At 62.0% G+C, this 20,468-nt stretch carries 16 protein-coding genes and 1 pseudogene; 3 read left to right on the forward strand and 14 right to left on the reverse strand.

The genetic code is table 11. The features are described 5' to 3' along the window. Positions 1-6: 6 nt before the first annotated feature. Together ACF8FB_RS24075 and ACF8FB_RS24080 are read right to left on the reverse strand one after the other, a co-directional pair. A complete protein-coding gene (locus ACF8FB_RS24075; protein WP_003255680.1) occupies positions 7-1,257 on the reverse strand; it encodes a sarcosine oxidase subunit beta family protein in 1,251 nt (416 codons plus the stop codon). Between the two features lie 15 nt (positions 1,258-1,272). After that, positions 1,273-2,526, reverse strand: coding sequence for a serine hydroxymethyltransferase (locus ACF8FB_RS24080; protein WP_003255681.1), 1,254 nt, complete (start codon positions 2,524-2,526; stop codon positions 1,273-1,275). 325 nt (positions 2,527-2,851) lie between these two features. On the opposite strand from ACF8FB_RS24080, the gene ACF8FB_RS24085 reads away from it, so the two are divergent. After that, the gene (locus tag ACF8FB_RS24085) at positions 2,852-3,892 is read left to right on the forward strand and encodes a low specificity L-threonine aldolase (RefSeq protein ID WP_014589389.1); all 1,041 of its coding nucleotides are present in this window, start codon (positions 2,852-2,854) and stop codon (positions 3,890-3,892) included. Between the two features lie 34 nt (positions 3,893-3,926). Here the strand turns inward: ACF8FB_RS24085 and ACF8FB_RS24090 are convergent, their stop codons facing one another. The 4 genes and pseudogenes from ACF8FB_RS24090 to ACF8FB_RS24105 form a co-directional block, all read right to left on the reverse strand. Beyond that, a complete protein-coding gene (locus ACF8FB_RS24090; RefSeq protein WP_371923983.1) occupies positions 3,927-4,664 on the reverse strand; it encodes a methyl-accepting chemotaxis protein in 738 nt (245 codons plus the stop codon). Between the two features lie 126 nt (positions 4,665-4,790). Beyond that, a pseudogene (mcpH, locus tag ACF8FB_RS24095) lies at positions 4,791-5,864 on the reverse strand (methyl-accepting chemotaxis protein McpH); the annotation flags it as partial. A gap of 181 nt (positions 5,865-6,045) precedes the next feature. Then, positions 6,046-6,348, reverse strand: a complete 303-nt coding sequence (locus ACF8FB_RS24100) for a cell division protein ZapA (protein WP_003255684.1) — start codon at positions 6,346-6,348, stop codon at positions 6,046-6,048. Continuing rightward, on the reverse strand, positions 6,345-6,575 hold the full coding sequence (locus ACF8FB_RS24105) for a hypothetical protein (RefSeq protein ID WP_003255686.1): 231 nt from the start codon (positions 6,573-6,575) through the stop codon (positions 6,345-6,347). Before ACF8FB_RS24105 ends, ACF8FB_RS24100 begins: the two co-directional genes overlap by 4 nt. A 266-nt stretch (positions 6,576-6,841) precedes the next feature. Here ACF8FB_RS24105 and ACF8FB_RS24110 point away from each other — a divergent pair, with 266 nt between their 5' ends. Beyond that, positions 6,842-8,467 carry a methyl-accepting chemotaxis protein gene (locus ACF8FB_RS24110; protein ID WP_010951679.1) on the forward strand — a complete coding sequence of 542 codons (1,626 nt, stop codon included), beginning with the start codon at positions 6,842-6,844 and terminating at the stop codon, positions 8,465-8,467. A gap of 108 nt (positions 8,468-8,575) precedes the next feature. Here the strand turns inward: ACF8FB_RS24110 and gbcB are convergent, their stop codons facing one another. Continuing rightward, positions 8,576-9,676 carry a glycine-betaine demethylase subunit GbcB gene (gbcB, locus tag ACF8FB_RS24115; protein ID WP_049588084.1) on the reverse strand — a complete coding sequence of 367 codons (1,101 nt, stop codon included), beginning with the start codon at positions 9,674-9,676 and terminating at the stop codon, positions 8,576-8,578. Positions 9,677-9,971: 295 nt separating this feature from the next. On the opposite strand from gbcB, the gene gbcA reads away from it, so the two are divergent. Continuing rightward, complete coding sequence (gbcA, locus tag ACF8FB_RS24120; RefSeq protein ID WP_010951677.1) at positions 9,972-11,264, forward strand: glycine-betaine demethylase subunit GbcA; 1,293 nt, start codon at positions 9,972-9,974, stop codon at positions 11,262-11,264. Positions 11,265-11,328: 64 nt separating this feature from the next. Here gbcA and ACF8FB_RS24125 read toward each other — a convergent pair whose 3' ends face one another. The 7 genes from ACF8FB_RS24125 to ACF8FB_RS24155 all read right to left on the reverse strand — a co-directional run bounded on the left by ACF8FB_RS24125 (position 11,329) and on the right by ACF8FB_RS24155 (position 20,465). Continuing rightward, the gene (locus ACF8FB_RS24125; RefSeq protein WP_392512196.1) at positions 11,329-12,060 is read right to left on the reverse strand and encodes an RHS repeat-associated core domain-containing protein; all 732 of its coding nucleotides are present in this window, start codon (positions 12,058-12,060) and stop codon (positions 11,329-11,331) included. A 601-nt stretch (positions 12,061-12,661) separates the two neighbouring features. Then, positions 12,662-13,432, reverse strand: a complete 771-nt coding sequence (locus tag ACF8FB_RS24130; RefSeq protein WP_010951675.1) for an electron transfer flavoprotein subunit beta — start codon at positions 13,430-13,432, stop codon at positions 12,662-12,664. Positions 13,433-13,442: 10 nt separating this feature from the next. Continuing rightward, complete coding sequence (locus ACF8FB_RS24135; RefSeq protein ID WP_392509600.1) at positions 13,443-14,675, reverse strand: electron transfer flavoprotein subunit alpha/FixB family protein; 1,233 nt, start codon at positions 14,673-14,675, stop codon at positions 13,443-13,445. After that, positions 14,675-16,627 carry a dimethylglycine demethylation protein DgcB gene (gene dgcB, locus ACF8FB_RS24140; RefSeq protein ID WP_392512198.1) on the reverse strand — a complete coding sequence of 651 codons (1,953 nt, stop codon included), beginning with the start codon at positions 16,625-16,627 and terminating at the stop codon, positions 14,675-14,677. Before dgcB ends, ACF8FB_RS24135 begins: the two co-directional genes overlap by 1 nt. A 178-nt stretch (positions 16,628-16,805) precedes the next feature. Then, positions 16,806-18,866, reverse strand: a complete 2,061-nt coding sequence (dgcA, locus tag ACF8FB_RS24145) for a dimethylglycine demethylation protein DgcA (protein WP_003255697.1) — start codon at positions 18,864-18,866, stop codon at positions 16,806-16,808. Positions 18,867-18,881: 15 nt separating this feature from the next. Then, a complete protein-coding gene (locus ACF8FB_RS24150; RefSeq protein ID WP_003255698.1) occupies positions 18,882-19,412 on the reverse strand; it encodes a DUF5943 domain-containing protein in 531 nt (176 codons plus the stop codon). Positions 19,413-19,487: 75 nt separating this feature from the next. Beyond that, positions 19,488-20,465 carry a dipeptidase gene (locus ACF8FB_RS24155; RefSeq protein ID WP_003255700.1) on the reverse strand — a complete coding sequence of 326 codons (978 nt, stop codon included), beginning with the start codon at positions 20,463-20,465 and terminating at the stop codon, positions 19,488-19,490. Positions 20,466-20,468 lie beyond the last annotated feature (3 nt).

Consider the following 20,468-nt stretch of genomic DNA (forward strand, 5'->3'; position numbering starts at 1 on the left):
CTCCGGTTAGTGGGCGACGGCGGCGGCGCCGTGTTCGTCGATCAGTGCGCCGTTGTAGAAACGGTCCATGGAGAACGGCGCGGCCAGTGGATGCATTTCGCCCTTGGCCAGGCTCGCGGCGAAGACGTTGCCCGAACCCGGGGTCGCCTTGAAGCCGCCAGTACCCCAACCGCAATTGAAGAACATGTTCTTGACCGGGGTTTTGGTGATGATCGGGCAAGCGTCCGGCGAGGTGTCTACGATGCCGCCCCACTGGCGGTTCATGCGAACACGCGACAGGTTGGGGAACATCTCGACGATGGCCTGCAGGGTGTGCTCGATCACCGGGTACGAACCGCGCTGGCCGTAGCCGACCCAGCCGTCGATACCGGCACCGATCACCAGGTCGCCTTTGTCGGACTGGCTGATGTAGCCGTGTACGGCGTTGGACATGATCACGCTGTCGATGATCGGCTTGATCGGCTCGGATACCAGCGCTTGCAGCGGGTGCGATTCCAGCGGCAGGCGGAAGCCGGCCAGCTTGGCCATGTGCCCGGAGTTACCGGCGGTGACCACGCCGACGCGCTTGGCGCCGATGAAGCCTTTGTTGGTTTCCACACCGATGACCGCGCCGTTTTCCTTGCGGAAGCCGATCACTTCGGTTTGCTGGATCAGGTCGACGCCCAGGGCGTCGGCAGCGCGGGCGAAGCCCCAGGCCACGGCATCGTGACGGGCAACGCCACCACGGCGCTGTACGGTGGCGCCGAGGATCGGGTAGCGGGTGTTCTTCGAGCAGTCCAGGTACGGGATTTCGGCCGCAACCTGGGCAGTGTTCAGCAGCTCGCCATCCACGCCGTTGAGGCGGTTGGCGCTGACCCGACGCTCGGAGTCACGCATGTCCTGCAGGGTGTGGCAGAGGTTGTAAACACCGCGCTGGGAGAACATCACGTTGTAGTTGAGGTCCTGGGACAGGCCCTCCCACAGCTTCATGGCGTGCTCGTACAGGTGCGCCGACTCGTCCCACAGGTAGTTGGAACGCACGATGGTGGTGTTACGGGCGGTGTTGCCGCCGCCCAGGTAGCCCTTCTCGATCACGGCGACGTTGGTGATGCCGTGCTCTTTGGCCAGGTAGTAGGCCGTGGCCAGGCCATGGCCGCCACCGCCGACAATGACCACGTCGTAAACCTTTTTAGGGGTTGGCGTGCGCCACATGCGCTGCCAGTTTTCGTGGTGGCTGAGGGAGTGCTTGAAAAGGCCGAAGCCCGAGTAACGTTGCATGGTGTGTGACTCCACTCAGCGGTAGACAGGGAAATCTGCGCACAGGGCCGCGACGTTCTTCGCCACATCGGCTTCGACGTCTGCGTCACCGAGGTTGTCGAGGATGTCGCAAATCCAGCCAGCCAGGGCCACGCACTGGGCGACCTTGAAGCCGCGGGTGGTGACGGCCGGGGTGCCGATACGCAGGCCCGAAGTGACGAACGGCGACTGCGGGTCGTTCGGCACGGCGTTCTTGTTGACGGTGATATGCGCACGACCCAGGGCGGCGTCGGCGTCTTTGCCAGTCAGGCCCTGACGGATCAGGCTGACCAGGAACAGGTGGTTGTCGGTGCCACCGGAAACCACATCGTAGCCACGGTCGATGAACACCTGGGCCATGGCCTGGGCGTTTTCGATCACTTGCTGCTGGTAGGCCTTGAATCCAGGCTCCAGCGCTTCCTTGAAGCACACTGCCTTGGCAGCGATCACGTGCATCAGCGGGCCACCCTGGGCACCCGGGAATACAGCGGCGTTCAGCTTTTTCTCGATCTCTTCGTTCGACTTGGCCAGGATCAGGCCGCCACGCGGACCGCGCAGGGTCTTGTGGGTAGTGGTGGTGACCACGTCGGCGAACGGGATCGGGTTCGGGTACAGGCCAGCGGCAACCAGGCCGGCAACGTGGGCCATGTCGACGAACAGCAGTGCGCCCACCTTGTCGGCGATGGCGCGGAAACGTGGGAAGTCGAGGGTCTTGGAGTAGGCCGAGAAACCGGCAACGATCATTTTCGGCTTGTGCTCGACCGCCAGGCGCTCGACTTCGTCGTAGTCGATCAGGCCGGTGTTGGTGTCGATGCCGTACTGGACTGCGTTGTACAGTTTGCCCGAGGACGACACCTTGGCGCCGTGGGTCAGGTGACCGCCGTGGGCCAGGCTCATGCCCAGGATGGTGTCACCGGCTTGCAGCAGGGCCAGGTAGACCGCGCCGTTGGCCGACGAGCCGGAGTGCGGCTGGACGTTTGCGTAGTCGGCACCGAACAGCTGCTTGGCGCGCTCGATGGCCAGGGCTTCTACCTTGTCTACGTGCTCGCAGCCACCGTAGTAACGCTTGCCAGGGTAGCCTTCGGCGTACTTGTTGGTCAGGCCGCTGCCTTGGGCCTGCATGACGCGCTTGCTGGTGTAGTTCTCCGAGGCGATCAGCTCGATGTGATCTTCCTGGCGCTGTTCTTCGGCATTCATCGCCGCCAGCAGTGCATCGTCGTAACCCTGGATCTGGTCTTGCTTGCTGAACATTGTGTATCTCCCGGCAGCGATCGTTTTTTGTCGTGGGGCACTGTGGCCCTTTGTGGCGATGTTATGACTGGTGGGGCCGGGTCAGATGCCTGCGCACGCCTTGCAATGGCGCGTTTACGACATTCGCTGTTGTGCTGTTTGCGCTGGCCCTTTCGCGGGTGAACCCGCTCCTACAGTGATTGGCGTTTGCAGGACCATTGTGGGAGCGGGCGCGCCCGCGAAGAGGCCGGCACAGTAATGAACAGAAATCGCTGCACGGGTTGTATAGGCAAGTGCTGAATCGATGGTTTAGAGTGCTGATCTGCGTCGTTCACAGGACCGTGCCATGACAGACAAGAGCCAACAATTCGCCAGCGACAACTATTCCGGTATCTGCCCCGAAGCCTGGGCGGCGATGGAGAAAGCCAACCGCGGCCACGACCGCGCCTACGGCGACGACCAGTGGACCGAGCGTGCATCGGAGTACTTCCGCAATCTGTTCGAAACCGACTGCGAGGTGTTCTTCGCCTTCAACGGCACCGCGGCCAACTCCCTGGCCCTGGCATCCCTGTGCCAGAGCTATCACAGCGTGATCTGCTCCGAGACCGCCCACGTCGAAACCGACGAATGCGGTGCACCGGAGTTTTTCTCCAACGGCTCCAAGCTGCTGACGGCGGCCAGCGTCAACGGCAAGCTGACGCCACAGTCGATCCGCGAAGTGGCGCTCAAACGCCAGGATATCCACTACCCCAAGCCGCGCGTGGTGACCATTACCCAGGCCACCGAAGTGGGCACGGTGTACCGCCCCGACGAGCTGAAGGCGATCAGCGCCACCTGCAAGGAGCTGGGCCTGAACCTGCACATGGACGGCGCACGCTTTACCAATGCCTGTGCGTTCCTGGGCTGCAGCCCGGCCGAACTGACCTGGAAGGCCGGTGTGGATGTGCTGTGCTTTGGCGGCACCAAGAACGGCATGGCGGTGGGCGAAGCGATTCTGTTCTTCAACCGCCAGCTGGCCGAAGACTTCGATTATCGCTGCAAGCAGGCCGGGCAACTGGCGTCGAAGATGCGCTTCTTGTCGGCGCCCTGGGTCGGGCTGCTGGAAGATGGCGCATGGTTACGCCATGGCAACCACGCCAATCATTGCGCGCAACTGCTGGCATCGCTGGTCAGTGACCTGCCGGGGGTAGAGCTGATGTTCCCGGTGGAGGCCAACGGGGTGTTCCTGCAGATGCCAGAGCACGCCATCGAGGCGCTGCGGGGCAAGGGCTGGCGCTTCTATACCTTTATCGGCAGCGGTGGCGCGCGCTTCATGTGCTCGTGGGATACCGAAGAAGCGCGGGTGCGTGAGCTGGCGGCGGACATCCGCACGATCATTGGTGGCTGAGCGAGAGCCGGGGCCGCCGTGCGGCCCCTGCGATCTAGAGCCTGAACCCACCCATCTGCCGCGCCAGGTCATCAGCCAACCCACGCAACGCCTGGCACTCCTCGCGGCACCCTCGCACCTCCGCCGCCGTCTCACGCGCCAAATCGGAAATCCCCTGCACCGTCCGGTTTATTTCCTCGGTCACAGCCGACTGCTCCTCGGTAGCCGTGGCCACCTGATGGTTCATGTCGCTGATGTGCTCTACCTGGTCGGTAATCGCGCTCAGCGATGCCCCGGTGCGCTGGCTCGATTCCACGCCACTGCCAGTCGCCTGCTGCCCTGCCTGCATTGAACTCACCGCCGAACCTGCACCTAGCTTCAGGCGCTGGATCATCTGCTGCACTTCGTCGGTGGACAGCTGTGTGCGCCGGGCCAACGTACGTACTTCATCGGCCACCACAGCGAACCCGCGCCCCATCTCCCCTGCCCGCGCGGCCTCGATGGCAGCGTTCAACGCGAGCAGGTTGGTTTGCTCGGAAATGCTGCGGATTACCGCGAGCACTTCATCGACCGAGGCGACTTCGTCGGCCAGCTGGCTGACCGCATCGGCCGCCTTGCCGATGTCGCCCGACATGCCCTCGATGCCACGAATGGATCGTTGCACCACCTCGCGGGCCTGCAACGCCTCGTCTCGTGCCGACTGCGACGCCTGGGCCGCATCGCCGGCATTGCGGGCGATGTCCTGCACGGTCAGGCCCATCTCGTGTACAGCAGTGGCGACCATTTCGGTCATCTCCTGCTGGCGCCCGGAGCGCTCGGCGGTGTTGTCCACCACCTGGGTTACCTGCTCCACGGCCCGTCGCAGCCGCTCGGAGGTACTCAACACCTCGCCGATCAGGCTGCGTTGGCTGTCCAGGAAGCGGTTGAAACCACGGGCCAGGTCACCCAGCTCATCCTGACGCGAATCGTCCAGGCGGTGGCTGAGATCACCCGCTCCACTGCCAATCTGAACCAATGCGGCGGTAACGCGGCGGATCGGCCGCACCAGGCCACGCGCCAGCAGTACCACCAACAGCAGCGACACCAACGCGACGGCGCCACCGATCAGGCTGGTCAGCCAGACGGCCTGATGCATTTGCGCGTAAATTTCCGACTCTGGCACTTCGGCCACAAGGGTCCAGTTGAGGTCGCGCAGCGGCAGGCCCAGCGCCAGGTAGCGCTCACCGTCACGGCTGAAGCGGCTGCTACGCAGGCTCTCGCCTCCGGTCATGACGCCTTTGGCTGCGTCCGCGCCAAGCTGCTCGGCAAGCTGGCGCTTGCCACTGAAGGCAGCATCGGGATGCACCTGGATCAGGCCATCGTTGCGCACCAGGAACACCTTGCCGTGCTCGCCAAAGCTGAAGTCGTGGATCAGCTTCGATAATTCGGTCATGCGCAGGCCCATGCCGGCCACACCCACCAGCTTGCCTTCCTTTTCCACGCGATAGTCGATGAACAGAGCCAGTTCGCCGGTGGCACCATCGATGTCGATGTTGATGAACCGTTCGGCGCCGCTGTCGATGTAACCGTAAAACCACTTGTCCTTGGGGTTGCTGCGGCTGAGGGTGCGGTCCAGGCCGTTCTCGTTGTAGTAGTGGCCGGTTTCGGTCGAGGCGAACAGCGTAGTAAAGGCGTGGTTGCGCTGTTTGGCGGCGGTCAGGTATTCGATGAATTGGGGTGCCTGCGCGGGATCTTCACCGGCAGCAAGCCAGTCGCGCAGCAGGGTGTTACCGGCAATGTCCGCGGCAGCAACCAACGGTTGGCCCAGCATGCGCTCGATGTCGTTGCGGATAGCCTCGATGCTGGCTGGCAGGGCAGTGTCGACCAGGTAGCGGTCGGTGAGGCGGTTCAGCGCCACAGTGAAGATAATGACCACCACCAGGATGCTCGCCAGCAGGGCAGCGCCCATGCTGGTGATCAATTGCAACTGGATGCTCTTACGCCAGATACGCATGCCCCTACTCCCCGCACATTATTGTTTTGCGGAAAGTGTATACACTTGCGTATCCAGTTAATCCAGTGATCTGAAGCAATCAGATGCCCCCTGTAGGAGCGGGTTTACCCGCGAATGCGGTGTTGAAGCCACTGACGCATTCGCGGGTGAACCCGCTCCTACGGGGGGACGGTGTAAGGCCTTATTGCTCAGCGATGGTCCGCACGATGGCATCCACCGTGGCGTCGATCTGCGCTTGAGTTCGCGCAAGGGTCTGCTGATGCTCCTTCTGCAGCTCAACCTGCTTGGAGCACAGGTTAAGGGCAGCCAGCACCAGCAGTTTGTCACCGATCAAGGTCGGGTACTGACGCTTGGTCTCGTTAAGGGCTTTGTTGAGCATCCGTACCGCCTGGGCCAGGGTTTCTTCCTGGCCTTCGGGCGCCTTGATCGAATAGTCGATGCCGAGGATCGACACGACATTGATCGGCTGCTCCTGCAGTCTCATGCGCCAACAACGCCCGCGCTGGCGCGCTCGACCAAGGCCTGGATGCGTGCTGCGGTAGCGCCGTTCTTCTCTTCCTGCTCCATCAGCGACAGCTGCAGGGTTTCGTTCTCTTCCTTGGCCTGGGCCAGTTCCTGGCCAAGGGCGGTGTTCTGCTCGATGAGTTGAGCGTTTTTCTGCATCAGGTCGCTGACCAGTTGCTCGATTTGATTCAGGGAAGCTTCCAGCATGGGTCTATCTCAGGTTGTTGCGAGGGGCACACACGATAAAGAAAAGTGCGCCCTATCGCCATTAAATATCGGATTCATAAGGTGTCGAACCCGCAGATTGACAGGGTAATCGACCCCTTGTTCCGACCTGGATCAACCGCCGGTCAGGAAAAGGTTCGCGGTCGCACCATTTTCCCCGGACGCATTCAAGACTGGCCAGTCACGACCGATAGCCCGGCAAGTCATATTTTGTCGCTCTTTTCCCACTTGCCTGGATCCTCCTCTCCATGTCCCTACGCAACATGAATATCGCCCCCCGCGCGCTTCTCGGCTTCGCGCTCATCGGCCTGCTGATGCTCGGCCTTGGTATCTTCTCTCTGGTGCAGATGGGTAACATCCGCCAGGCGGGCGTTGCCATCGAGCAAGTCAGCGTGCCCAGCATCAAGATCCTCGACGAACTCACCGCGCTGAACCTACGCATGCGCACGCTTTCCTACCGCCTGCTGCTCAACCGCGAGCCGGCAACCCAACGCGATACCCTCGATATGCTGGACCAGCGCAACAGCCAGATCGACCGTGCACGCCAGGCCTACCTGCCAATGATCGTCGCCGCCGACGAACAGGCAGCATTCGACCAGTACGGTCAGTTGCTCAACCAGTACCGCCAGCTGGAATCGCGCATGCGCACACTGAGCCAGGCCGATCGCCTGGATGAATTGCGTGACCTGCTCAACCGCGACCTGCTGGCCAACTCCGAGCAGATCAACAAGGTCATGGACACCTTGGTACGCATCAACACTGACCAGACTCGCGCCACCAACGAAAAAGCCGCCAACCAGTATGCCGGCGCTTTCGCCCTGGTGATCGGCCTGCTGGTTGCCGCCACCGTACTGACCTTCGCCTGTGCCTTCCTGCTGACCCGCAGTATCGTCAAGCCGATCGAAGAAGCACTCAAATGCGCCGAGCAAGTCGCCGACGGCGACCTGACCCACGTCATCCGCGCAGAGGGCACCGACGAAGCCGCCCGGCTGTTGCGCGCCATGGCGCGCATGCAGGACAAGCTGCGCGATACCTTGCAGCAGATCGCCGGCTCCGCCACCCAGCTGGCCTCGGCGGCAGAAGAGTTGAATGCCGTCACCGACGAAAGTGCCCGTGGCCTGCAGCAGCAGAACAATGAGATTGAACAGGCCGCCACTGCAGTCACTGAAATGACCAGTGCGGTGGAAGAAGTGGCGCGCAATGCCGTGAGCACTTCAGAAGCCTCCAGTGAAGCCAGCCGCTCCACCGGTGATGGTCGTGACCTGGTGATGGAAACCGTGGGTGCGATCGAGCGCATGAGTGGTGATGTGCAGGCCACCGCCAAGCTGATTACCCACCTGGCAGAACAGTCGCGCGACATTGGCAAGGTGCTTGACGTGATCCGTGGCCTGGCCGACCAGACCAACCTGCTGGCGCTCAACGCAGCCATCGAAGCCGCGCGGGCCGGTGAAGCGGGCCGTGGTTTTGCCGTGGTCGCCGATGAAGTGCGGGCACTTGCCCATCGTACACAACAGTCGACCAGCGAAATCGAGCGCATGATCGGCAGCATCCAGGGCGGTACGGAAGAGGCGGTAGAATCGATGCGCACCAGCACCGAGCGTGCGGAGTCGACACTGAACATCGCCCGTGGCGCGGGCATGGCACTGGACACCATCGCCGGCGCGGTGGCGCAGATCAACGAGCGCAACCTGGTGATTGCCAGTGCGGCGGAAGAGCAGGCCCAGGTAGCGCGGGAAGTGGACCGCAACCTGGTGAACATCAACGACCTGTCGGTGCAGAGTGCTACCGGGGCGCATCAGACCAGCGCGGCGAGTGCCGAGCTGTCGCGCCTGGCGGTAGACCTCAATGGCCTGGTAGCCCGGTTCCGCACCTAGAAGCAGTCGCGGGCACGCCCGCTCCCACAAGGTTCACCGCAGTCCTGAAGATAGCGATGACCCTGTGGGAGCGGGCGTGCCCGCGAAGAAGCCAGACTGACCACTGGATCAGTAATCGATCCGCACATCCCCTTTCGGCACGCTGCAGCACGACAGGATGTAGCCCTCGGCTTCGTCCTCTTCGGTAATCCCGCCGTTGTGCTCCATTTCCACCTCGCCGCCCAGTTTGAGCACCTTGCAGGTGCCGCAGATACCCATGCCGCAGGCTTTCGGGATCATCAGGCCAACCTTGGCTGCCGCCGCATGCACGGTCTCGCCCGGGGCGATGCGGATGCTCTTCTCGCTGCCGATGAACTCCACCAGGTTGAGGTCGGAAACATCCAGCTCAGGCGCATCGGCTGCCTGCTCGGCGTGCTCCACCGCATCAGCCTTGGCTTCTGGCGGCGTGGCACCGAACGACTCTTCGTGATAATTCTTCATGTCGAAGCCGACCGCTTCAAGCATGCGCTTGACCGCCGTCATGTATGGCGTCGGGCCGCAGCAGAACACAACGCGCTCCATGTAGTCGGGCGCAATCAACTCCATTAGCCGCTGGTTCAGGTAACCGCGGTAACCCGCCCACGGCTCACCCAGCCCGTGCTTCTCGCAAATGATGTGCAGGCTGAAGTTGGGGATGCGCGACGCCATCTGTTCCAGCTCGCGGTGGTAGATGATGTCTTTCGGCGAACGGGCGCTGTGGACGAACACCATGTCGACGTTGGCATTGGTGTCGTAGAACCAGCGCGCCATCGACATCACTGGGGTAATACCGACGCCGCCCGACAGGTACAGCACCTTGCCAGCAGGGAAGTCGATGGCGTTGAACAGCCCCACCGGGCCGTGCACCGGCAGCTCGGCGCCTTCGTGCATGGTGTCATGCAGGAAGTTCGACACCAGGCCACCCGGCACGCGCTTGACGGTGATCGAGAAGCTGTAGGGCACTGACGGCGAACTGGAGATGGTGTAGGACCGCATCACGGGCTTGCCTTCGATCTCCAGCTCCAGGGTAACGAACTGCCCTGGCTTGAAGAAGAACATGATCGGCTGGTCGGCCATGAAGCAGAAGGTGCGCACGTCCCAGGTCTCCTGGATGACCTTGACGCAGCGCACAATGTGGCGGCCATTGGCCCAGGTCTGGGTAGTGACCGGATTGAGGAAGGTATCGGACATGTTCATCTCCAGCGGCCGACTATGGCCCTTTTCATGGCATCGATAATGCGCAAGCTGAAGACGACGCACATTCCTGCCTGCGACATCGACGTGCTTATCGCGACCAGCCCCGTGGCACAAGGGCTGGCGCGTCGTTATTCAAATCGGCCATGTCGCCCATGGATACGGTTCGCGGCGTCTTCGGACGCACACTCCACGGCAAAAGAACTAGCTGTTTTATCTGAAGCAGCCTTGCGGCACCACAACAACGATTAGCCACCTTTTGCCGGCCGCATACGGCCCCGAGGAATACACGATGGACGTCACCGCAACCCTGAGCCTGGGCGATCCACTTGAACCCGCACGCAAGGCTACCGCCGAGATGTTGCAGACCCGCGAGCGCACCTACTCGCTGCCCCAGCCTTTCTACACCGACGAGCGTCTGTTCCAGATCGACATGCAGGAGATCTTCCATAAAGAATGGTTGATCGCCGGCATGACCTGCGAGATCCCGGCCAAGGGCAACTACATCACCCTGCAGATCGGCAAGAATCCGATCATTGTGGTGCGCGGTGCCGAAGGCAAGGTGCATGCCTTCCACAACGTCTGCCGCCACCGCGGTTCGCGCCTGTGCGTCAGCGAGAAAGGCAAGGTGGCCAAACTGGTGTGCCCATATCACCAGTGGACTTACGAGCTGGACGGCCGCCTGCTGTTCGCCGGCACCGAGATGGGTGCTGACTTCGATATGAACCAGTACGGCCTCAAGCCCGTGAACGTGAAGGTGGCCGGCGGCTACATCTTCATCAGCCTGGCGGAAAACCCGCCTGCCATCGACGAGTTCCTGGCCACCCTGGACCATTACATGGAACCGTACGACATGGAGAACACCAAGGTGGCGGTGCAAACTACCTTGATGGAAAAGGCCAACTGGAAACTGGTGCTGGAAAACAACCGCGAGTGCTACCACTGCAACGGTTCGCACCCGGAACTGCTGCAAACCCTGCTGGAGTGGGACGACACCAACGACCCGCGCGCCAGCCAGGAATTCAAGGACCATGTGGCCGCCTCCGCCGCTGCCTGGGAAGCCGAGAAGATCCCGTACCTGCACAAGAGCCACGGCCTGCGTAACCGCATCGTGCGCATGCCGCTGCTCAAGGGCACCGTGTCGATGACCATGGACGGCAAGCAGGCCTGCCAGAAGCTGATGGGTCGCATCAAGAACCCAGACCTTGGCTCGATGCGCATCCTGCACCTGCCGCACTCGTGGAACCACTGCATGGGCGACCACATGATCGTGTTCACCGTGTGGCCGATCAGCGCCCAGGAGACCATGGTCACCACCAAGTGGCTGGTGCACAAGGATGCCGTGGAAGGCGTGGACTACAACCCCGAGAACATGCGCAAGGTGTGGGACGCCACCAACGACCAGGACCGCCGTCTGGCCGAAGAGAACCAGCGTGGGATCAACTCCACGGCGTACCAGCCGGGCCCGTATTCGAAGACTTACGAGTTTGGTGTGGTGAACTTCATTGACTGGTACAGCGGGCGCGTGCTGAACAACCTGGGGGCAGAGCCGGCGCCATACCTGAAAGAAGTGCAGGCGCAGTAGTAACTGATGCACCCGCCATGCTTCGGCAGCAGACCGAAGCATGGCGCTTTCACACCACTGCATCTCAAGACTGTACTCCCGTACGTATCTCATAAGCCACCGGCTGTATGGGATAGCGCCGCTCGGCAGACGACGTTGCCAATCCGTAAAGCTCATAAGCTGACAAAACTGTGGCGAATGAGGCCACCCCAAAATCAACCCAGGCCAACACCTCGGATTCCGGTGTAATCAACCGCGCGGTAGCCGTACCAATACTCAATGAAGCGCTGATGCCTCCAGCGGCCGACACCACCTTATCCGCTACAGACCATCGTGCGACCGCATGCTCGGACGTGCCGTATGTGAAAACCCCTGAGCGGCTCGCCGGGTAACCACTATTGAGGGCGAAGTCTCGCCCTGTACGGTAGTTCCGGTACATTTTCACGGCACTTATACCTAGATTGATCACTCCCGTGACAAGGTTTCGGACTGGCGCGATGATTGCGGGGAAACGACCACTAGGGTCAGCAAAGTTGACAGGGTCACCTTGGCAGTAGGCGTAAGCATTGAGCCCCCCCTTTCCGAACGGGCTTAGCACGTCAGGGCTTATGAAGCGCCTGAGGCTCGGGCGGTAGAAGCGATGGCCATTGCCCAATGGATAGCTACCTGTCAACGGATCCAGGTGCTGGCCACAGAAAGCCAGCGCTGATACCGGGACTACACGCATGCCACCGTACGGCGAGTAGGCGCGAGGCTCGTGATATCCCGCACCCAATACCGATTGCTGCTGGTCGATGTCAAGCAGGCATGTCGTCATGGTTATCCACACTACTTGCACGATGTGGATAGGGTAATGAGCGATCGTGTGCTTGCGTACTGGCAAAAATGCCAGGCCGCATACTGATCATTATTTGATCATATTGGCCGAGCCCGCATTATCACTGGGCTACAGCGGAGTTCATACACCTTGTCCACAGAGACACCAACAGACTTTGTGAGCAACCAAGCAATTTTTTGCAATCGGGCTGTGGATAAACGGCTCAAGGCCCTGATTTTCAAGAATCGAGTAGGATCTGAGCGAAACTGATCATTTTTTGAACAAACTCCTCCACACCTTCAACGACGCAGCCTGCAGCCGTAACCGAACAGATTATCCACAGACCGGCTAACAGCGATTGTGGGCAAAATCAGCAAAATGCTGACATACGCACAGACGAAGACTGGAAGCGTGCATGATCGTTTTTTGATCAAAACCTTGGAGAGCCTGTCACAAAAGGCCTGTAGACAGGCACAAACACTTTATCCACACCTTGGCGAACAGATTTGGTGGGCAAAAGTGCTCGCTCGATGCTGAGTACTGAATGAGGGGAGCGCCCTTGCCGGGACGCTCCCAAAAAGAGACCTCTAGCCCTCCTGCTTCAGCGCAGGACACCCTCTTCCACCAGCAGCTTGAGGATCGCCTCAGCGCCTTCCTGCGGCGAAACGTCCTTCAGCACCTTGCCACCACCGCCACTGGCCTTGGCCGTCGCGGCCTTCATGCGGTCGGCGCCACTCTTGGCCTTGATCACCTTCAAGCGCTTGGGCCGTGGACGGGCCGGTTGCAGCTCGGCTTCAGCCAACAGCTCATCTTCGACAATGGCCACGTTACGCGCCGCCAATACCCCCCGGCGCGCAGGCCCAAAAGCGCTCTGGCGCGGTTTGGGCGCCGCGTTATCCACAGTCGCCAGCAATGGCAGACGCACCTTCAAGCGACGCCGCTGGCCACGCGGCAGAGCCTGCAACACCTGGGCGGTACCGTTGTCGATCGACTCCACTTCGGCCAACCCGACAATCAGCGGCCAGCCGAGCTTTTCGGCCAGCAGGAACGGCAACATGCCCGACCCCTCGCCAGTCTCGGCCTGGCTGCCGGTCAGCACCAGTTGGGCCCCGGCGTCGCGCAGATAATCGCCCAGCACGCCCAGCACATCGGCCCCGGCCGGTTGCTCCAGCACGTCGAGGTGGTCCAGGCCCATGCCCAGGTAAGCGCGCAAGGCCTCTTCCTGTGGATTGCCCGCATGCACCACCTGCAAGTTATCCCCAGCCAGCTGCAAACCCAGCTCCACGGCACGGGCATCCTGCTCGGCGCGGCGGGCGCGGCCGGAGCTTGGGTGGGCACCAATGGAAACCAGGCTGATCACTTTCGTACTCATGCTCGTGCCCTTATGCCGCGTCGCGCTGGCCGCCGCTGCGGTAGTTGTCCACAGCCTCGATCAGCGCCTTGAGAATCGCCGAGCTGTCGCCAATCACCGACAGGTCAGCCCGTTTGATCATGTCGCAGCCCGGATCCATGTTGATCGCCACCACCTTGTCGCAGGCACCGATACCCTGCAGGTGCTGGATCGCACCCGAGATACCCACAGCCACATAGACACGCGCGGTAACCCAGGTACCGGTAGCCCCCACCTGGCGGTTGCGCGGCATGAAGCCATCGTCCACTGCCACCCGCGAGGCACCTTCGGTAGCGCCGAGGGCTGCGGTGGCCTTGTGGTACAGGTCCCAGTCCTTGACACCGTTGCCGCCCGAGACGATGAACTCCGCTTCGGCCATGGCAATGGTGGCCGGGTCGACGGCCACCGAGCCAAGGTCTTCGATGCGCGGCAGGCTGCGCACCACGCTTGTTGACAACTCCACCGGCAGCGCTTCGTGAAGGGTTTCGCTGACCGGCTCGGCGCACTCGGCAGCCGCCAGGATCAGGCGCGGCACAGTGCGTTGCAGGTCTTGCTGGCCGGCGCCGGCGCGGCCGATACACTGGCCGTCCTTGACCTGCCATACCCGGGTTGCCGGGCGCTCGCCCAGCGCGGCGCCCAGGCGCCGACCCAGTTCGCCGCCACCGGTGCGGCTGTCGGGCAGCAGCCAGTGGCGCGGCGCGAACTGGTTATCCACAGCCCGCAGGCCTTGCACCAGTTGCTCCGGTGCATAACCTTCAAAGGCCTCGCCTTCGATAACCAGCAGCCGATCGACACCGGCTGTGGAAAAGTTGCTTTCCTTGTGCTCGTTGAACACCACGGCCAGCACCGCGCCGTCGCTGCCGGCCAGGCTGTGGGCCAGGCCAAGCAGGTCGCGGTCGTGGCTGCTCAGGCGGCCGCCAACCATGTCAGGCACGACGGCAATGTAGAACGCCGGCGTCGCCACCTGGTGCAGTGGCAACTTGACCTCGGCTGCTGCCGTGCGCCGCCCGCCCGCGCCGGTGCCCTGCTGGGCGCCGCTGCGGTCGATGCGCTTGATGCCGGCCGGGCCGACAAAGCCTGCGGCAATCGCATGTGGGTTCTTGCGGATGATGCCGTTGGGCCCCATCCAGCTGGTCTGTTGCGTCTGCATCGCGGCATGCAGCGGGTGCAGACGGTTACGGGCGATCCACTCGGCGCGTGGATCGCGGCGGATAATGTCGCTCATCAGTGCACCTCCGCAGGTTCACGTTTAGCCGTTTGCGGCTTTGGGACAGTGGATGCGTCCTCCTCGATCAGCACGTCGGCCACCAGTTCGGCCAAGTCCTTGATCTGTGGGCGCGGTTCGACCACGCCTTCAAGCATGGCGGTGCACTGCGGGCAACCCACGGCTACCAGCTCGGCCTCGGTCTCACGAATGTCGTCCATGCGCATATCGGGAATACGCTGCTTGCCAGGGATGTCAGTGATCGGCGCACCGCCACCACCACCGCAGCAACGGGAACGGAAGCCCGAGCGTTGCATCTCGCGCACCTCGATACCCAGCGCCTTGAGCACTTCGCGCGGGGCTTCGTACTCGCCGTTGTAGCGGCCCAGGTAGCACGGATCGTGGTAGGTGACACTGCCGCCCTTGTGCTGGCCAAGGTTGAGCTTCTTGGCCGCGATCAGTTCGGCGATGTAGGTGCTGTGGTGCTGCACCTGGTAGTCACCGCCCAGGGCGCCGTATTCGTTCTTCAGCACATGGAAGCTGTGCGGATCGCAGGTGACGATGCGCTGGAACTTGTACTTGGCCAGGGTCTGGATGTTGCGCTTGGCCAGTTGCTGGAAGGTTGCCTCATCGCCCAGGCGGCGCGCCACGTCGCCGCTGTCGCGCTCTTCCAGGCCGAGTACGGCGAAGTCCACACCCGAGGCTTTCAATACTTTGACAAACGAACGCAAAGTACGCTGGTTACGCATGTCGAAGGCACCATCACCGACCCAGAACAACACTTCGGTCACTTTCACTTCAGACAGCAGCCGCAGGTTAAGGTCGGCAGCCCAGTTCATGCGCCCGCCGGGGGCGAAGCCGCCAGGGTTGTCGGTGGCGATCAGGTTGTCCAGCACCTCGGCGCCCTTGTTCGGGGTGGCGCCCTTTTCCAGGGTGAGGTGGCGGCGCATGTCGACGATGGCATCGACGTGCTCGATCATCATCGGGCACTCCTCGACGCAGGCACGGCAGGTAGTGCAGGACCACAGCGTCTCGGCTTCGACCAGGCCATTGACGATCGGCTGGTGTGGATTGCCACCGTGTTCGCCGATTGGTTTGCCAGGGTATGGGCTACCGGCGAATTGCGCGTCAGTGCCACCGGCAAGGCCGATGACCATGTCCTGGATGAGTTTTTTCGGGTTCAACGGCTGGCCAGCGGCAAAGGCCGGGCACATGGCTTCACATTTACCGCACTGCACGCAGGCATCGAAGCCCAGCAGCTGGTTCCAGGTGAAGTCCACCGGCTTTTCCACGCCAAGGGGCGCGTTCGGGTCTTCCAGGTCCAGCGGCTTGAGGCCGGTGGAGCGGCCGCCGCCGAAGCGTTCGGCACGGCAGTGCCAGGCCAGGTGCAAGGCACCGGCGAAGGCGTGCTTCATCGGGCCGCCCCAGGTCATGCCAAAGAACAGCTCCGACACACCCCACAGCACGCCCAGGCCCAGAATGGCGACCATCACCCAACCACCGGTGTTGGCCGGCAGGATTCCGGCGACCGGCAGGGTGGCAATGAAGAAGCTCACGGCGAACGCCAGCAAACTCTTCGGCAGGCGCATCCACGGGCCCTTGGACAGGCGAGAGGGCGGGTTGAGGCGGCGTTTGAAGACAAAGATGGCACCGGTGAACATGATCACCGTGGCGATCAGCAGTGCGTAGCCGAGGATCTTGCTCTGCAGGCCAAAACCATGCACCAGAATGGCCAGGACAGCAGACAGCACAAAGCCGCCCGCAGTGGCCACGTGGGTCTTGGACATGTATTTGTCGCGCTCAACCACGTGGTGCAGGTCCACCAGGTAGCGGCGCGGCATGGCCAGCAGGCCGCCGATCAGGTTGACCTTGGACGGCCGGCCACGGCGCCACATGCGCACCCGGCGCAAGGCACCGAGCACTGCCAGGCCAAGGGCAGCGAACAGCAGGATGGGTAGAAGGGTGTTCAACATGGGAGGCTCCCACAAACAGCTGGATTCTTGCGCCGACCAGAGGGCGAGACTGGCCCCATGTAAGAGCGGGTTCACCCGCGAATGCGTCCGGTCAGGCAACAGTGTTGTCAGTGCTGACGCATTCGCGGGTAAACCCGCTCCTACAGGGATCGCGCCCGATGGCGGCGACTGTTAACGATCAGAAGTCCTTGCACAGGCGCAAGGCGTCGTAGATCGCCGCATGCACGTTGCGCTGGGCCACGCAGTCGCCGATGCGGTACAGCAGGTAGCCTTCGCCCGGCTGGCTGAGGATCGGCTGTGGCTTGATGGCGAACAGCGCCTCCACGTCGATCTGGCCCTTGTTGCGCGAACCTTCCTTGAGCGCGTAGTACAGCTCTTCGTCAGGGCGCACGCCGTTTTCAACAACGACTTGATCGACCACGCGCTCTTCCTTGGCGCCGGTATATTCGTTCTCCAGTACCGCAACCAGCTTGTCGCCTTCGCGGTAGACCTTTTCCAGCATCATGTCGCCGGTCATGATCACTTCTTTGGGGTACATGCTGCGGTAGTAGGTGGGGAAGGTGGTACCGCCCATGGCCACACCTGGCTTGATGTCGTCGGTGACGATCTCGACCTGGCTGCCCTTGTCAGCGATGAAGTCGGCGACCGACATACCGGTGAATTCGCAGATGGTGTCGTACACCAGCACGTTCTTGCCCGGCGCTACCTTGCCATCGAGCACATCCCAGCTGCTGACTACCAGCCCTTCAGCGGCACCCCAGTGCTCGTTCTGCTCCAGGAACGAGTGCCCACCTACCGCCAGCACGATGACGTCCGGGCGCAGGTCCTGGATGGCAGCCACATCAGCGGCAGTGCCCAGGCGCAAGTCGACTTTCAGGCGAGCCAGCTCAAGCTGGTACCAGCGGGTGATACCGGCAATCTGGTCACGCTGCGGGGCCTTGGCGGCAATGGTGATCTGCCCGCCGATCTGGTCCCTCTTCTCGAACAGGGTCACATCGTGGCCGCGTTCAGCAGCCACACGGGCCGCTTCCATGCCCGCAGGGCCTGCGCCAACCACCACCACCTTGCGCTTGACGCCGGTGGTCTTCTCGATGATGTGCGGCACACCCATGTATTCACGGGAGGTCGCGGCGTTCTGGATGCACAGCACATCGAGGCCCTGGTACTGGCGGTCGATGCAGTAGTTGGCACCGACGCACTGCTTGATCTGGTCGATCTGGCCCATCTTGATCTTGGCGATCAGGTGCGGGTCTGCCATGTGCGCACGGGTCATGCCGACCATGTCCACGTAGCCGCCTTCAAGGATGCGCGTGGCCTGGTTCGGGTCTTTGATGTTCTGCGCGTGCAGCACCGGGACCTTGACCACTTCCTTGATACCGGCCGCCAGGTGCAGGAACGGCTCCGGCGGGTAGCTCATGTTGGGGATGACGTTGGCCAGGGTGTTGTGAGTATCGCAACCCGAGCCGACCACACCGATGAAGTCGAGCATGCCGGTGGCGTCGTAGTAGGCGGCGATCTGCTTCATGTCCTCGTGGCTGAGGCCATCGGGGTGGAACTCGTCACCACAGATACGCATGCCCACACAGAAGTCGTCACCCACTTCGGCGCGCACGGCTTTCAGTACTTCCAGGCCGAATTTCATGCGGCCTTCAAAGGTGCCGCCCCATTCGTCGGTACGCTTGTTGACCCGCGGGCTCCAGAACTGGTCGATCATGTGCTGGTGCACCGCCGACAATTCCACGCCGTCCAGGCCGCCCTCTTTGGCGCGACGCGCAGCCTGCGCGTAGTTGCCGATTACCCGCCAGATCTCTTCCACCTCGATGGTTTTGCAGGTGGCGCGGTGCACAGGTTCGCGAATGCCCGATGGCGACATCAGCGTCGGCCAGTTGAAGCCGTCCCAACGCGAGCGACGGCCCATGTGGGTAATCTGGATCATGATCTTGGCGCCATGCTTGTGCATGGCGTCGGCAAGGTTCTGGAAGTGCGGGATGATGCGGTCGGTCGACAGGTTGACCGATGCCCACCATTCCTGCGGGCTGTCGATGGCCACCACCGACGAGCCGCCACAGATGGCCAGGCCGATGCCGCCCTTGGCCTTCTCTTCGTAGTACTTCACATAGCGGTCGGTCGTCATGCCGCCGTCAGTGGCGTAGACCTCGGCGTGCGCGGTGCTGAGCACACGGTTGCGGATGGTCAGTTTGCCGATCTGAATCGGCTGGAACATTGCTTCGAATGCCATGACGCTATCTCCGGCTTACAACGGCTTTGTAACGAACAGGCCATCTTCGTGGCCTTCTTCCGACCCGCCATAGACCTGTTCGGCCACGGTGCGGATCTTGCTGCCGCGGGCAGCGAGAATCTGGTCCATCGCGCCAGCGAACCAGCCGGTGAACATGTAGTCGACCTTGCGGCCGCACTTGCCATAGACGTACACGAACGCAGAGTGCTTGAGCTTGACGCTGCAGGTACCTTTATCCAGGTCGATATCCTGGATCTCGAACAGGCCCCAGCCACGCTGGCTCAGGCGCTTCATGTAGTGCTCGAACACCGCCACGCCTTCCAGGCCATGGCACTCGGCCTCTTTTTCACACCAGTGCCAGGCGGACTTGTAGCCAGCCTTGTAGAGGATCTCGGCATAGGCGTCGGCGCCCAGCACTTCCTCGATACCCATATGGTTATTGACGAAGAAATGCCGAGGCACATACAGCATCGGCAAGGCGTCGCTGGTCCAGACACCGGTCTCGCTGTCGACTTCGATTGGCAATTGCGGGGCGATTTTGGCCATGGAAACTCAACTCCATAAAATTTTTTGTGGGTGCCCCGGCGTTGCTGGCAGGGGCTATCAGGCTTGGAGAGCGGCTTACTCGCCCCAGACATCCTTGAGGACGTTTACCCAGTTCTCGCCCATGATCTTGCGCACCACGCGCTCGGAATGGCCGCGTTTGAGCAAGGTCTCGGTGAGGTTGGGGAATTCGCCGACGGTGCGAATGCCCAGCGGGTTGATGATCTTGCCGAAGTTGGTCAGACGGCGGGCGTAGCCCTTGTCATGGGTCAGGTATTCGAAGAAGTCCTGGCCGTGACCCTGGGTGAAGTCGGTACCGATACCGATGGCGTCTTCACCGACGATGTTCATGGTGTACTCGATGGCCTCGGCGTAGTCATCGATGGTCGAGTCAATGCCTTTGGCCAGGAACGGCGCGAACATGGTGACGCCGACGAAACCGCCGTGATCGGCGATGAACTTCAGCTCTTCGTCCGACTTGTTGCGCGGGTGCTCTTTCAGGCCCGAGGGCAGGCAGTGCGAGTAGCACACCGGCTTTTTCGATTCGAGGATGACTTCTTCGGAAGTCTTGGAGCCGACGTGGGACAGGTCGCACATGATGCCGACACGGTTCATCTCGGCAACGATCTCGCGACCGAAGCCGGACAGCCCGCCGTCACGCTCGTAGCAGCCGGTGCCCACCAGGTTCTGGGTGTTGTAGCACATCTGCACGATGCCCACGCCCAGCTGCTTGAACACGTCCACATAAGCGATCTGGTCCTCGAACGCATGGGCGTTCTGGAAGCCGAAGAGGATGCCGGTCTTGCCCAGCTCCTTGGCCTTGCGGATGTCGGCGGTGGTGCGCACCGGCATCACCAGGTCGCTGTTGTCGCGGATCAGCTTCTGGCTGGACGCGATGTTGTCGACGGTAGCCTTGAACCCTTCCCAGACCGACACCGTGCAGTTGGCCGCAGTGAGGCCGCCTTTGCGCATGTCTTCGAACAGCTCGCGGTTCCATTTGGCGATGATCAGGCCATCGATGACGATGCTGTCGGCGTGTAGTTCGGCTGGGCTCATCAG

The organism is Pseudomonas sp. yb_2, from assembly GCF_043103905.1.
Lineage (GTDB): Bacteria > Pseudomonadota > Gammaproteobacteria > Pseudomonadales > Pseudomonadaceae > Aquipseudomonas > Aquipseudomonas alloputida.